This is a genomic window from Neisseria sp. P0024.S006 (genome assembly GCF_051956595.1).
GTDB lineage: Bacteria > Pseudomonadota > Gammaproteobacteria > Burkholderiales > Neisseriaceae > Neisseria.
In genome coordinates, this window is sequence record NZ_JBQCXH010000004.1 from 40,593 (window position 1) to 55,678 (window position 15,086).

The window sequence follows — 15,086 nt, forward strand, 5'->3', positions numbered from 1 at the left end:
AAATATTACCTTTACAAACGTAAAAGTATTATTTGCAAAGGGTTTTTATTTAAGGGATGCGCCATGAAGAAAGAGATTTTAGAGAGAGAAGCGGCAACGGACGGTTTGGCGGCCGCGCCAGCGGACGGCGGAACGGACGGTGTCGCTTCTTATTCTCCCCCCTCATCTAACAGGGGGGGTACAGAAATCGAAGACGCCGGAGTATTCCAGGAATCCTTTGAATGTTACGAAACCTATATCTTAGACGGCAAAGGCAATCTGTTAGGTGTTCCGCTCCGTCGTGGTGTTTCAGATTCTTCCTTTATCGATCAAATCAGTTTTTCATTTCATGAGCGTACATTTTTTGATAAGTACGGCACAAGAATCAGTCTTTTAGAAGATGAAGACTTTGTAAAAGCAGCATCAATGCTGATGTATGAAATTATGGGCTTTGGCATCTACAAAGAATCAAAAGGTTCGGGCGGTCGTTTTTATGAAAGATGCTGGCTGATGGGTGATGAAGATGTACTTTATGGCCGCGTCCATTTCGGCGGACAAAATCAAACAATGCTTGTAGAGCTTACCGCAACAGGCTGTACAGCAGCAAAAAACGGCTGGGAATCCAGACTTTATGAGTTTTTGACTCAAGCGGTACGGCCAAAAATTACACGCGTAGATATTGCAAAAGACTTTTTTAAAGGCGAATACAGCCCAAACCAAGCAAGAGAGGACCGAAACAAAGGTCTTTTCACCTGCCATCACGTCAAACCGAAAGGCGAATGTATCGGCTCAGACTGGGAAGAAGAAGACGAAGAAAAAATGACGAAGGGCAAAACCTACGGGATAGGCTCTCGAGAGTCCTCAAAATATGTCCGCGTTTATGAAAAAGGTAAACAACTGGGCGACAAGTCCAGTGTTTGGACACGCTTTGAAATTGAGTTTAAGTCAAAGGATATTGTGATTCCCTTTGAAGTCTTGCAAAACCCAGGTCTTTATTTTGGCGGAGCGTATCCGATCTGCGAAAAATTTGCCAATCACGCAAGCCGTATTCAGGCGGTTGAAAAAAATAAGGTCATTTCCGCTAACAGATATGTCGAATGGGTTAAGAAACAATTTGGAAGAGCAGCCAACGGATTGAAGGCGATTTTTCCTGATCTTAAAAAAGATGAACTTTTTGAATTGATAGAACCCGACCACCAAAAATTACCAAAATCATTAAATCTAAATAATTTTGATTGCAAACTGTCCGAAATGCTCTTTATTCATAGTGAAAAGTTGCAAGAGAATAAAGAAAAAGCAGATCCATATTTTATGTATGAATATTATCAAAATATGGAAAAACAGCTTGAAAAACAAAAACATGAATTCAATGAAGAATCGTATTTAAATCATATGTATTCGCAATATGCAAAACTGCCGATGTCATGGGCTTATTAGTCTCTGCCCGAAAAGAGGCTTAAAAAAAGGAAAAAAAGATGATTTTCACAATGCAAGGCCAAATCGTTGGCGTTAAAAAATTTAGCGGACAAATTGAGGGCAAAGCCTTTGACTACTGCCGTCTGATCGTAGCAACTCCTTTAGACAGTACCCAAGGCAACGCTTTGGGAAGCTCAGCCACGGAATACGACTTTGGCACAAGCGCAAATTTTGAACAATTTAAAACAGCACAATTTCCGATTGATGCAAATCTGAATGTAGAAATTGTGACAACCGGCAAAACTCAAAAACTGAAAGTTCACGGTTTCCAACCGATTAAGAAAGGTTGATTTATGCAAAAAGTCTATGTTGTTCAATCCGTATCAACAGGGGACTTTTTGTATCTGTCCCCTGAAACAGGGGATATAGGCCATACAAAACTAATAAACAACGCAGGTTTATTTGTCGATTTTGAAGAAGCCGTAAAAGCAGGTATTGAAGAAATCGGCAATCAATATGAATTTGTCGTTTTTGGATTTTTGAAAGATTGAAATTCGGTTTAAGACGGTGGCCGAAATTCAAAAAATCAATACACCGTCCTTACATTAAAGGAAAAAATCATGAACATGATTAAAAAAGCATTGGTAGCCGCATCTGTGGCCGTTATGTCCGCTCCTGTATTGGCGGATGATCTGCTGTCAGAAGCAGCAACCGAAATTGGCGCACTGAAAACAGGTATTGTCGCATTCGGTGTCGTTGTTGTAGGTATTGCGATTGCCATCGTGTCAATTGGTCTGGTTAAACGCGTTATCAACAAAGCATAAGGTGCAGATATGGGACATCTGGTAGGCCGAATCTGCTATGAAAAAGCAGAAGAAGCAACAAATGCCGTGATGACCCAAGTCGTACCGACAATAGATAAAGACGGGGTGTTGAATCACCCTGTTTTTATTGGTTCGGAATGGGAATATCACGGTAATCAAGTAAAAATCAACTTTCCGCAGTGCAATAATCAAGATTTTTATGATCAGGGTAGAGAGTTGGGACAGTCTATGCTGCTTGCTTTTATAGGTTTATTTATTGTCGTAGTCTGTCTAAAAGTCGTAAGACTGGCCAATATGCAAAATGACGAATAAAAGGGAAAAGGAAAAATGAATGATACCCGAAGTTTATTTTATTCTCGGCGTTTCGCCTTACGCAGTCGCCTGCTTGTGCTTATATGTTTTGGCGCGCAAGTTTTAAGTCCGTTAACAGCGTTTGCAGAAGTCGGCCTTCCTCCGCCGGTACAACATCAAAACGCAGGTTTCCCTAGTGACCAGGCATTGCAACGTCGTGGCTACGATCCAAAAACAGGCGTTTGGAAAGTTGATGTACAAAACAACGGCAAACCGACAGTAACTAAAAATGGCGGAAATATTAATGGTAGCCAAGGCAAAACTGTAACGGTTACAGGTCGATATGGCGAAACTGGCACGATGGACACGACTGTTAATCAAAGAGTCGGTACAAGCGCGATTCAAAAAACTGCTACAGGTGTATGGTTTGGGTCATCGGCTGCAAATGCGTTAAGTAAAAATGGCTCATATGTAGCAACTCAATTAAGAGCTGGGAATTATCAGTCAGCGTTTGAAGGTTCCGTTCTTGCTTTAGGAGATTTCGGCAATAACTTATTTGGTGGATTGCCCGAATCCATTGTGAATTTAGGGCGATCTTTAGGGTTAGTAAATAATCCATCACCGCAACAATTTAGAGATGCAGCAGAAAGATTTTATGCAGCTCAAAAACAAGCAGAAGCCGAAGGAAACTATCAAAAAGCAGTAGCAAATGCAGCAGCTAAAAAAGCAGCAGAAGCAGCACAAAAAGGCAAAGCACAGCAAGAAAAAAAAGAAAATTTAGAAAGACAAGAAAAATCAGGAAAAAACGTTGTACTCGTTAGGTTTCATGAATTTGGGTATTTAGGCGAAAATATAGAATGGAAAAGCTATGTATCATCTACTCCTTCTGGAAGATTTGATATCGGGAATTATGATTTGTCTAAAATTAAATCAAGTATCACATATAAATATGCAGATGATTTGACAATTACATATAGTCCTAAATTTGCAGGTGTTGATGGTCAGTTTTTAGGCCTTAATTTTTATCCCAATAGCGATTTAAACCGTAAAAATATTATAAATAATAATGATTCAGTTGATATTAATGATTTCATGCTGACACAAAAAGAAATGTTAGACATCTTAAAACGTATGCTTGAGAACAATCAGACAAACCATGCCGAATTGATGAACCAACTGGCAAAAATGGGCGTTATGAATCAATCTGCCGAGCAAAGCACATTTAGCCCTGATACCGCACTTAGTGCGCCGTATACACCTGAAGGCAGTAGCACCCCTCAACAAACAAGATTCAAAATGAATCAAGATGGTACTGTAGGCGTTGATTATGTGCCACGTCCAGATTTAAAGCCAAACAGTCCAGAAGCACCGAATAAGCCCGAAAAGACAACACCGAGCAGACAGGAGAGTCCAGACACGCCAAACACACCAAATAGCCCTAATTCTCCCAATACTCCAAATGAGCCGAATAGTCAGAACACTCCTAACAATCAACAAACGCCAAGACAGCAAGAAAATGGATTATGTTCGCTGTTTCCAAATATCGCAGCGTGTGCAGATTTGGGCAACGCAGAAGAAAAAGATCTAAGCATCCCGCAAAACGATCAAGATATAGGAACTTTGAAACCGTTGGAACACTTTCAGACAGATGGCGTTTGTCCAAAGCCACAATCATTTGATTTTGGACTGTTTGGAAGTTTTGAGATGGGTTATGACACAATTTGCGACATTGCCCGAAAAATCAGGCCAATTTTGATTTTAATATGCATGATAAGTTGTAGCTGGGCGGCATGGTCGGCAGTCAAGGAGTTGTAACATGTGGAGTAAATTGTTAACTGCCGTATTGACAACCGTAGCAGGAAAAATCATGGCCGCGTTTGGTTTGTCGTTTGTAACTTATGTAGGTGCAAACGAACTGCAACAGCAGTTATTAAGCTATGTAACAAATCAAATAGGCGGTATATCTGATGATGCCTTACAAATACTTTATATAACAGGCATGGGAGTGTGTCTTAATTGGATATTTGGCACTTTCGCATTTATTGCATCGCTTAAATCATTTGCCAAACTCTCGGCAGTTATGTCAAAAAAATAAAACAGATAATTAAAAAGGAGATAAAAAAATGTTGTATCTGATAACAGGCGTACCTGGTTCGGGCAAAACATTAAAGATGATCTCAGACTTGATGACAAGAGACGATTTAAAAAACCGTCCACTTTATCTTGATGGAATTCCCGAGGTTGACGGCCAAATCATCCCAAATCTGCCGATCCCTGAAGGCGAAACCATGCAGACATGGCACAAATGGGCACCTACTGGCGCGATTCTCGTGATCGATGAGTGTCAACGCGTATTTCGTCCACGCCCAAGCGGTTCAAAAGTCCCTGATTATGTCGCTGAACTTGAAACACACCGACATAAAGGCATAGATATTTTTTTATTGACACAACATCCACGGCTTATAGATGCCAATGTCAGAAGCCTGATAGGTCATCATTGCCATATCGGCAAAACCAGCCTAGGCGTTCGGCGCATGGTCGAATGGGAAAGATGCGCCAACCCCGAAGCAAACGGCGATATAGCAAACGGCGTTAAAAGTGTTTATAAACTTGATAAAAAAGCATTTGGAGTTTACAAATCGGCCGAAGAACACACAAAAATCAAAACCAAACGAAGCAAAGTGATATTTATTTTGCCTTTGGTTCTTATAGTAATTATATTCAGTATGTTTATTGCATATGGCAGTTATAAAGACATATCAAAACCGATAGAAGTCAAAAAAACAATCGAAACAGACAGTAACCAAACTGCACAAAACACACAAACGGCACAAACCCAAATTGAACAAAGCGGTCAATATCCACAACAAGAGCCGAAAACAACCGAAAAAGAGGAAGAAAAGCCCTATATCACACCGCAAGACTACGAACCAAGAATAGCAGAGCGTCCCGAAACCGCCCCGATCTACGATAGTATGAACAAAGACTTTAAAGCCATGCCTTGGCCATCTGCCTGCATTAAATCTGAAAAAGGCTGTAACTGTTACACCGATCAAGGCACAAAAATAAAAGAGATCAGCAAAAAAACCTGTGTCCAATATGTAAATGACGGCCTGCCCTTTAACCCCTACAAGACAAAACAGCCCGAATCGGCGGCAACGGAAGCACCAAAGGCACAGCAAGAAACGCCTCAAGTCTTGACAATGGGCGGAAAGAGTCCGCAAAATTTGATGTATGACGGATACGAAGAAAAATCGTTAAGTAATCAAGGGGCAAAGGTTGGGATATGATTTTTGATATAGTAGTTGGTGGATTAATACTTTACGCCATAGTTCATTTGCATAAAAAATATGGAATGTCTATATTTAAAGTCTTTTTTAAAGAAGCTTTGATAGGTTTTTCAATAGCCCTTGTTTTAATTTTTGCAGTGTTAATATTTTTATAAATTAAACACCCCTAATCCACCCACTTACTTGAACACAAGTCAGGGGGAGGACGTCCAGAAAGTTTTGTAAAGGCGCGTTTTTTGCCTTTATAAAACTTTTTGGATACCCCTTGACGCTAGCTCACCCAAAAACGCTATTAGCAAGGGTTGGGGCGGTTTTTTGCGCCAACCCCTGCCACATGGCGAATGTCGCCGAAGGCAAGCACACGATAAGCTTCAAGCCCTGAACGTGAAACCAGCATTTTCAGGGCTTGGCGTTTGACGAAACACCAAGTAAAGCCCACGACTTCGAAAGCACGGCCAAAGCCATAGCTTGTAAAAAAGATAGAAGCGTGGGCTTTCGTACATCTACAGTTTGGACACTATCTAGGGCGCAACCCGAATTTATAAGGTAAAACACATGTACTTAGGCATAGACGTATCAAAACTCACAATAGATTGCTGTCTCATTTCAGACGGCCAAAACCATGAAAAGAGATTCAGCAACAACCCGAAAGGATTCCAACTACTTACAGACTGGCTAAAATTTCATCAAATGACTTCAGAGCTGCATTGCTGCTGCGAAGCCACCGGAACATATTACGAACCGCTAGCCCATTATTTACATCAGCATTACATCGTTACGGTCGAGAATCCGCGAAGAATAAAAGGGTATGCCATAGCCGAACTTCAACGAAGTAAAACCGACAAGCAAGATGCAAGACTAATCGCACAATACTGCCAAGACCGGAAACACAAACTGAAAGCATGGATACCGCCGTCACAAGAACAGAAACAGCTCAAAGAACTCGCCCGATATTTAGACCATCTCAAACAACAACGTGCGACCGAAACCACCAAACTGCACGAAGCACCCGACTACATCGCCCCACATATCAAAACCACCATTGAAAATCTGAGCAGCTAAATACGTGCCATCAAAAAGCAACTGCTCCAGTTCTACAAGTCTCATCCCGATTACAATACGCAACGCAAACGCCTAAAGACCATTACGGGCATAGGGGAACAAAGCGCAGCAGTATTGCTTTCCGCCTACAAAAGACATCCTTTCTCCAACCAAAAGCAGTTTACTGCCTATCTCGGTTTAGACCCACGCAAAAACCAATCTGGAAGCAGCGTAAACGGCAAAAGCCGAATATCGAAAATCGGCAATGCCGACATCAGAAAAAGCCTGTATATGCCCGCCGTAGTTGCTTATCGCTGTAACGTCTTTTCCAGTTTCGTAAACAGATTAAAAGCCAAAGGAAAGCCCATAAAACTCATACTGATAGCCATCATGCGCAAACTTGCTGTGATAGCTTTCAACTTATTACAAAACGGTCAAGATTTCGAGCCGGAAAGATATAAATGAAAAATTAAACCTGGCTTTCACCGGCGATTTTTAATTTATTGAAAATAAAACATAAATAAAAACATTAAAACCGTTTAAAACAAAACAAACACCCCGAATAAATCGGGGTGCGCATTATTGCAACGTCAAGAAATGTAAATTTATTTGACTGTGAAATACACTATCTTTTTTATAACACCATCATTTATAAAAACAAACAATATTAGATTATTAATTAATAATATTTATTCTAAATCGGTTTCATAGTTTCAATAGCTAAAACCTTTCTGTATAGTTTGATTCATAGCTTAACGCAAACTATATTTAAATATTGATATTGAAAATTTATCATATTTTGTATAGAAGCATTCCATCCTGGAAACCATTTCATCAACCTATAACAACTTCACAAAGGAAATAACTATGTCTATCTCTAAATGCCCAGTCACCCATCTGACCATGAACAACGGTGCGCCCGTTGCCGACAATCAAAACAGCCTGACCGCCGGTCCGCGCGGCCCTCTGCTGGCACAGGATTTGTGGCTGAATGAAAAACTCGCCGACTTCGTGCGCGAAGTCATCCCCGAACGCCGTATGCACGCCAAAGGTTCGGGCGCGTTCGGTACGTTTACCGTGACGCACGACATTACAAAATACACCCGTGCCAAAATCTTCAGCGAAGTCGGCAAGCAAACCGAAATGTTCGCCCGTTTCACCACCGTGGCAGGCGAGCGCGGCGCAGCCGATGCGGAACGCGACATCCGCGGCTTTGCGTTGAAGTTTTATACCGAAGAAGGCAACTGGGACATGGTCGGCAACAACACGCCTGTGTTCTTCCTGCGCGACCCGCGTAAATTCCCCGATCTGAACAAAGCCGTCAAACGTGACCCGCGCAACAATATGCGTTCTGCCACAAACAACTGGGATTTCTGGACGCTGTTGCCCGAAGCCCTGCACCAAGTCACCATCGTCATGAGCGACCGCGGCATCCCCGCCAGCTACCGCCATATGCACGGCTTCGGTTCGCATACTTACAGTTTTTGGAACGAAGCGGGCGAGCGTTTTTGGGTGAAATTCCATTTCCGCAGCCAACAAGGCATTAAAAACCTGACCAACGAAGAGGCCGCCAAAATCATTGCCGACGACCGCGAAAGCCACCAGCGCGACCTGTACGAAGCCATCGAGCGCGGCGAGTTTCCGAAATGGACGATGTACATCCAAGTCATGCCTGAAGCCGATGCGGAAAAAGTGCCGTATCATCCGTTTGACTTGACCAAAGTTTGGCCGAAAAAAGACTATCCGCTGATTGAAGTGGGCGAATTTGAGTTAAACCGCAATCCCGAAAACTTCTTCGCCGATGTGGAACAATCCGCCTTCGCCCCGAGCAACCTGGTTCCCGGTATCGGTGCCAGCCCCGACAAAATGCTGCAAGCCCGTTTGTTCAATTACGCTGATGCGCAGCGCTACCGTTTGGGCGTAAACTTCCGCCAAATTCCCGTCAACCGCCCGCGTTGCCCCGTCCACAGCAACCAGCGCGACGGACAAGGCCGCGCCGATGGCAACTACGGCAGCCTGCCGCACTACGAACCCAACAGCTTCGGCCAATGGCAGCAACAGCCCGACTTCGCCGAACCGCCTTTGAAAATCAGCGGCGACGCGGCGCACTGGGACTACCGCCAAGACGATGACGACTACTTCAGCCAACCGCGCGCCTTGTTCAACCTGATGAACGACGCGCAGAAACAGGCTTTGTTCGACAACACCGCCGCAGCCATGGGCGACGCCCCCGACTTCATCAAATTCCGCCACATCCGCAACTGCCACCGTTGCGATCCGGCATACGGCGAAGGCGTAGCCAAAGCCCTTGGACTGACTGTCGAAGATGCCCAAGCGGCACGAGCCAACGACCCGGCTTTAGGTCAACCTGGTTTACTGTAAGGAGGCATTATGTGGATAGAAATTGAAGAAATCTTGTCTCAAGCTGTCCGATACAGCCGTTCGAGCAAAAAGTAACGGTTTAGATCATTAAGCAGGCCGTCTGAAACGCAAAATAAAGTTTCAGACGGCCTTTTTTGATGATGAAGTTTATTTAACTGCTTCTGTTTCAATGGAATTTGGCTACCCTTATTTCTCCGTAAATCATGGCATGCCCTCTGCACCATCTCACGCTTTCCACTGGCAAATAAAAAACCGCACGGCTGATTACCGTGCGGTTTTGCTTTTTGTCTGAAGGTTTCAGACGGCCTTACATCATGCCGCCCATACCACCCATGCCGCCCATATCAGGCATAGCAGGTTTTTCTTCAGGGATTTCAGCGATCATGCAGTCTGTGGTCAGCATCAGGCCGGCGATCGATGCGGCGTGTTGCAGCGCGGAACGGGTTACTTTGGCAGGGTCGAGTACGCCCATTTCAATCATGTCGCCGTATTCGCCGGAGCCTGCGTTGTAACCGTAGTTGCCTTCGCCTTCCAACACTTTGTTCACAACCACGCTAGGTTCGCCGCCTGCGTTGGCAACGATTTGGCGCAGCGGAGATTCAACGGCACGCAAGACGATTTGTACGCCTGCATCTTGGTCGGCATTGCCGGTGTGCAGGTTTTCCAAAGCAGCACGTGCGCGCAACAGGGCTACGCCGCCGCCTGCAACCACGCCTTCTTCAACGGCTGCGCGGGTAGCGTGCAGCGCGTCTTCCACGCGGTCTTTTTTCTCTTTCATTTCGACTTCGGTAGCGGCACCGACTTTGATGACTGCCACGCCGCCGGCCAATTTAGCCACGCGTTCTTGCAGTTTTTCTTTGTCGTATTCGCTGGTTGCGGTTTCGATTTGTTGGCGGATTTCGGCAACACGCGCTTCGATTTGGGCAGCGTCACCGAAGCCGTCGATGATGGTGGTGTTTTCTTTACCGATTTCGATGCGTTTGGCTTGACCCAAGTCGTCCAAAGTCGCTTTTTCCAGAGACAGGCCGACTTCTTCGGAAATCACCACGCCGCCGGTCAGGATAGCGATGTCTTGCAACATGGCTTTGCGGCGGTCGCCGAAGCCAGGGGCTTTAACGGCAACGGTTTTCAGAATACCGCGGATGTTGTTCACGACCAAAGTCGCCAAGGCTTCGCCTTCTACGTCTTCAGCGATAATCAACAGCGGACGGCTGGCTTTGGCCACTTGTTCCAAAACAGGCAGCAGGTCGCGGATGTTGCTGATTTTTTTGTCGAACAACAATACAAACGGATTGTCCAAAGCAGCGATTTGTTTTTCAGCGTCGTTGATGAAGTAAGGAGACAGGTAGCCGCGGTCGAACTGCATACCTTCAACCACGTCCAGCTCGTTTTCCAAAGATTTGCCGTCTTCAACGGTAATCACGCCTTCTTTGCCGACTTTTTCCATCGCTTCGGCGATAATCGCGCCGACTTGTTCGTCAGAGTTGGCGGAAATAGAGCCGACTTGGGCGATTTCTTTAGAAGTGTCGCAAGGTTTGGCGATGTTTTTCAGCTCGTCAACCAAAGCGGCAACGGCTTTGTCGATACCGCGTTTCAGGTCGGTCGGGTTCATGCCGGCGGTCACGTATTTCATGCCTTCGGCAACGATGGATTGCGCCAATACGGTTGCAGTAGTGGTACCGTCGCCGGCCACGTCGTTGGTTTTAGACGCCACTTCTTTTACCATTTGCGCGCCCATGTTTTCGAATTTGTCTTTCAATTCGATTTCTTTTGCAACAGACACACCGTCTTTAGTGATGTGCGGGCCGCCGAAAGCGCGGTCAAGTACCACGTTGCGGCCTTTAGGGCCCAAAGTTACGCGTACGGCGTTTGCCAATACATTGACGCCGTTTACCATTTTTTGGCGAACTTCATTGCCGAATTGTACGTCTTTTGCTGCCATTTAAATTCTCCAAATCAATATTAAAAATCTGTTTGAGGCCGTCTGAAAACTTCATGTTTGATTCAGACGGCCTTTGGTTCTGAAACTTAATTCAACAATTATTCAACGATACCGAAGATGTCTTCTTCACGCATTACCAACAGCTCTTCGCCGTCGGCTTTTACAGTTTGGCCGCTGTATTTGCCGAAGATCACTTTGTCGCCGACTTTGACATCCAGCGGACGGCGCGCACCGTCTTTACCGATTTTGCCCGCACCCACGGCGATTACTTCGCCCATGTCGGGTTTTTCAGCAGCCGCACCCGGCAAAACGATGCCGGAGGCGGTTTTTTCTTCAGCTTCTAAGCGTTTGACGACTACGCGGTCGTGTAAAGGGCGGATGGTCATGTCTTAATGCTCCGATAAATAAATAGATTGAAAACAATTGTCTGTCGGACATGACAGACACGGTTTGCTTGAAAATAGCGGCACACTTAGTAGAAAGCCTGCCGTAATGGTGGGTAGATTTGGGTTATTTGCGACAAATTCAAGGGAAAAAGTAAAAATTTCTATGCAGTCTTTCCAAATATTTTCATACGCAAAAATGCCCGATCACATATTTTTCAGACGGCCTGATATACCAACTGCAAAGTTCGTTTAAAAACAACCCACTTCCTTTACAAATTCAATACAACTCTTTACAACCGTTTCTTTTATATGCATCATTATAAATGATGATTATTCTTAATTGCATGATTTAAAGATAATTTTTCTTTATTTGCTTTTATTTTTTTATTACTGTCATTTTATTAAGGACATTTCTCAATGAATACGCCCCTGTTTCGACTGAGCCTGCTGTCACTGACACTGGCAGCCGGTTTTGCACACGCAGAAAATGAAGCCAAAGACAATGTTGTGCTTGATACCGTTACCGTCAAAGGACAGGCCACAAGCGCCACACACCGTGTAACGACGAAACGTATGGAAGAAACGACTTCCACTGATTTAAAAGACGTATTGTTCAACGAGCCTTCTATCAGTTTCGGCGGCGGCAACGGTCAGTCGCAGTGGGTGACCATCCGCGGCATGGGACAAGACCAAATAGACTATAAAGTTGACGATACTTACACCGACAGCCAGATTTTCCACCACAACGGCCGCTTTATGCTTGACCCCGCATTGGTAAAAGTCGTTGCCGTGCAAAAAGGTACGGGTTCAGCCTCCGCAGGTATCGGTGCAACCAGCGGCGCAATTGTTGCCGAAACGGTTGAAGCCAAAGATTTGCTGAGAGAAGGTCAAAACGTCGGTTTCAAAGTCAATGCCGGCATCAGCAGCAATAAAGGCTATTCACGCGGCGCAAGCGTTTATGGTCAGGCAGGCGGTTTTGATGCTTTGGTTTCAGGCAATTTCGTACGCGACAAAGAATACACGGCAGGCAAAGGCTACCGTAATCTGCTCGGAAGCGATAAGGTTTTAAACAGTGGATTGGGTTCACGCGGTTTGCTGGGCAAAATCGGCTATCGCTTCAATGAAGACAACCGTATTGAATTGAGCCACCGCCAAGAAAAACAATATGGGGAACGCGCCCTGCGCGAGGAGTTCGATTTCTCGCAAGTCTTCCAAACCGACCGCCGCACGGGTCAATACGTTTTGGATGCCAACGGCAACCGCATTCCGAATACCGCCAACAACTCGCCGCGTTACCGCACGCTGACCCAAGACACCACCAACTTGGAATTCAAAGGCGGAAACTGGGGCTTTATCGACAAAATCAAAACCAATGTTTACCGTTTGAATACCAAACGCGACGAAGTCCCCAATCCCAATTATGAATTGGACGGCGAAGTACGGACATACGGAGCCAATCTCAATCTCGACAGCCGCCTCTTTGACCGTCATACCCTGAAATACGGAGTAAACTGGCGCACTCAAAAAAGCAGCTCAAACGGAGAAGGCGGTGAGAAGAAAAACGATGCCGGCGTATATGTAGAAGGCATTTGGGATTTCTCTCCGGTTACGCTGACCACAGGTTTGCGCTATGACCGTTGGAAAATGAAAACCAGTAGCAAAACAGAAAATTCAGACGGCAACCTCAATCCAAGCATCGGGTTGGTTTATGACATTACTCCTGATTTCTCCATCAACACCAGTCTGAACTATGCGACCCGCAGCCCACGCCTGTACGAAGCGGCTTTAGCAAACAACAGGCCGATTGTTTCGTCGCCTGACTTGAAAGCAGAACGCTCGCGAAATGCAGAAATCGGCTTTAACTACCACTGGAATTCTGCCCTGACGCTCTCCGGCAGCTATTTCCATCAGCAAATCAAAGATGTACAGGCCATCCGTCAAGAAGGACGAAACTACGTCTGGTATAACGGCGGCAAGCTGAAAAACAGAGGTTACGAACTGAACGCCGCCTACCATTGGAAAGGTCTGACCGCCCGCGCAGGCGTAGCTTACAGCAGACCGAAACTGAACGGCGATACAGCCGACATCGTGACAACCGCCATCCCGATGGGACGCACATGGACAACCGGCCTGTCTTACCAATTCGACAATCCGAATCTGGAAATCGGCTGGCGCGGACGTTATGTCCAAAATGCAGGCTATGCGCCGACCTCGCGTGGCTCTGACGTGGCTCTGAATGTTGTCCGTGCAGGCTACGGCGTCAACGATATCTTCGCCAACTGGAAACCGACAGGCAAAGACGACTTGAACGTCAACTTCTCCGTCAACAATGTCTTTGATAAAAACTACAAGCCGCACAGCCAGCGCGCAGGTGCCAATTCTCTGCCTGAACCAGGCCGCGATGTCCGCTTGAGCGTAAACTACCGCTTCTAAGCAATCAGCTTGAAAAAGCCGTCTGAAAACAAAAGTTTTCAGACGGCATCTAGCTTTATAATCCGATACAAGTTATCATTTCGATTTACTTTATTTCCGACCACGGAGAAACCCTATGTTACGTTTGACCGCTTTAGCCGTATGCTGCACCCTTGCTTTGGGTGCGTGTTCACCGAAAGATTCTGCTTCCAACCAAGCCCAAACTGCTTCCGCTTCTGCCGCCCAAACCGAAGGCGCAAGCCTGACCGTCAAAACGGCGCGCGGCGATGCGAAAGTGCCGCAAAATCCTGAACGCATCGCTGTTTACGATTTGGGCATGCTCGATACCTTAAACAAACTGGGCGTGAAAACCGGTTTGTCCGTCGACAAAAACCGCCTGCCCTACTTGGACGAATATTTCAAAACGACCAAACCTGCCGGCACGCTGTTTGAGCCTGACTACGAAGCCTTAAACGCTTACAAACCGCAGCTCATCATCATCGGCAGCCGTGCAGCCAAGGCGTTTGACAAGTTGAACGAGATTGCGCCGACCATCGAAATGACCGCCGAAACTGCCAATCTGAAAGAAAGCTCAAAAGAGCGTATCGACGCGCTGGCGCAAATCTTCGGCAAACAGGCCGAAGCGGACAAGCTGAAAGCAGAAATCGACGCTTCGTTTGACGCGGCGAAAACTGCGGCACAAGGCAAAGGTAAGGGTTTGGTGGTATTGGTCAACGGCGGCAAGATGTCGGCTTTCGGCCCTTCTTCACGTTTGGGCGGTTGGCTGCATAAAGACATCGGCGTTCCCGCTGTCGATGAATCGATTAAAGAAGGCAGCCACGGCCAGCCTATCAGCTTTGAATACTTGAAAGAGAAAAACCCTGATTGGTTGTTCGTCCTTGACCGCGGCGCGGCCATCGGTGAAGAAGGCCAGGCGGCAAAAGATGTGTTGAACAATCCGCTGGTCGCTGAAACGAACGCCTGGAAAAAAGGACAGGTGGTTTACCTTGTTCCTGAAACTTATTTGGCGGCCGGCGGCGCACAAGAATTGCTGAACGCTTCCAAACAGGTTGCCGACGCATTCAACGCGGCGAAATAGTTGTTTCGGCGGGCGGCAATGCCC

General features: G+C 45.9%; 13 protein-coding genes and 1 pseudogene. 12 read left to right on the forward strand and 2 right to left on the reverse strand.

The window, feature by feature from the left end:
* The first annotated feature begins 63 nt into the window (after positions 1-63).
* From ACTHUF_RS07980 to katA, 10 genes and pseudogenes are all read left to right on the forward strand, one after another.
* A complete protein-coding gene (locus ACTHUF_RS07980) occupies positions 64-1,416 on the forward strand; it encodes a replication initiation factor domain-containing protein (protein WP_440407461.1) in 1,353 nt (450 codons plus the stop codon).
* A 38-nt stretch (positions 1,417-1,454) separates the two neighbouring features.
* Positions 1,455-1,745 carry a hypothetical protein gene (locus ACTHUF_RS07985; protein WP_440376150.1) on the forward strand — a complete coding sequence of 97 codons (291 nt, stop codon included), beginning with the start codon at positions 1,455-1,457 and terminating at the stop codon, positions 1,743-1,745.
* Positions 1,746-1,748: 3 nt separating this feature from the next.
* Entirely contained in the window at positions 1,749-1,946 is a 198-nt protein-coding gene (locus ACTHUF_RS07990) for a hypothetical protein (RefSeq protein WP_070615096.1), read from the forward strand.
* 69 nt (positions 1,947-2,015) lie between these two features.
* A complete protein-coding gene (locus ACTHUF_RS07995) occupies positions 2,016-2,219 on the forward strand; it encodes a major capsid protein (RefSeq protein WP_440407462.1) in 204 nt (67 codons plus the stop codon).
* A gap of 9 nt (positions 2,220-2,228) precedes the next feature.
* The gene (locus tag ACTHUF_RS08000; protein WP_440407463.1) at positions 2,229-2,531 is read left to right on the forward strand and encodes a hypothetical protein; all 303 of its coding nucleotides are present in this window, start codon (positions 2,229-2,231) and stop codon (positions 2,529-2,531) included.
* Positions 2,532-2,546: 15 nt separating this feature from the next.
* Positions 2,547-4,325, forward strand: a complete 1,779-nt coding sequence (locus ACTHUF_RS08005) for an IgG-binding virulence factor TspB family protein (protein ID WP_440407464.1) — start codon at positions 2,547-2,549, stop codon at positions 4,323-4,325.
* Between the two features lies 1 nt (position 4,326).
* Positions 4,327-4,605 (forward strand): DUF2523 domain-containing protein, encoded by a 279-nt coding sequence (locus ACTHUF_RS08010; protein ID WP_049336921.1) that lies wholly within the window; start codon positions 4,327-4,329, stop codon positions 4,603-4,605.
* Between the two features lie 28 nt (positions 4,606-4,633).
* Positions 4,634-5,800 carry a zonular occludens toxin family protein gene (locus ACTHUF_RS08015; RefSeq protein ID WP_440407465.1) on the forward strand — a complete coding sequence of 389 codons (1,167 nt, stop codon included), beginning with the start codon at positions 4,634-4,636 and terminating at the stop codon, positions 5,798-5,800.
* Positions 5,801-6,355: 555 nt separating this feature from the next.
* Positions 6,356-7,306 (forward strand): annotated as a pseudogene (locus tag ACTHUF_RS08020) (IS110 family transposase).
* Positions 7,307-7,708: 402 nt separating this feature from the next.
* The gene (katA, locus tag ACTHUF_RS08025; RefSeq protein WP_440407466.1) at positions 7,709-9,223 is read left to right on the forward strand and encodes a catalase KatA; all 1,515 of its coding nucleotides are present in this window, start codon (positions 7,709-7,711) and stop codon (positions 9,221-9,223) included.
* Positions 9,224-9,530: 307 nt separating this feature from the next.
* Here the strand turns inward: katA and groL are convergent, their stop codons facing one another.
* Positions 9,531-11,165 carry a chaperonin GroEL gene (gene groL / locus ACTHUF_RS08030; protein WP_070843552.1) on the reverse strand — a complete coding sequence of 545 codons (1,635 nt, stop codon included), beginning with the start codon at positions 11,163-11,165 and terminating at the stop codon, positions 9,531-9,533.
* 98 nt (positions 11,166-11,263) lie between these two features.
* The gene (gene groES / locus ACTHUF_RS08035) at positions 11,264-11,551 is read right to left on the reverse strand and encodes a co-chaperone GroES (RefSeq protein WP_003744509.1); all 288 of its coding nucleotides are present in this window, start codon (positions 11,549-11,551) and stop codon (positions 11,264-11,266) included.
* A gap of 417 nt (positions 11,552-11,968) precedes the next feature.
* On the opposite strand from groES, the gene ACTHUF_RS08040 reads away from it, so the two are divergent.
* Positions 11,969-13,984: a TonB-dependent receptor domain-containing protein gene (locus tag ACTHUF_RS08040; protein WP_440407467.1), complete on the forward strand. Its 2,016-nt coding sequence runs from the start codon at positions 11,969-11,971 to the stop codon at positions 13,982-13,984.
* A 115-nt stretch (positions 13,985-14,099) separates the two neighbouring features.
* Positions 14,100-15,062: a siderophore ABC transporter substrate-binding protein gene (locus tag ACTHUF_RS08045; RefSeq protein WP_070850350.1), complete on the forward strand. Its 963-nt coding sequence runs from the start codon at positions 14,100-14,102 to the stop codon at positions 15,060-15,062.
* Positions 15,063-15,086 lie beyond the last annotated feature (24 nt).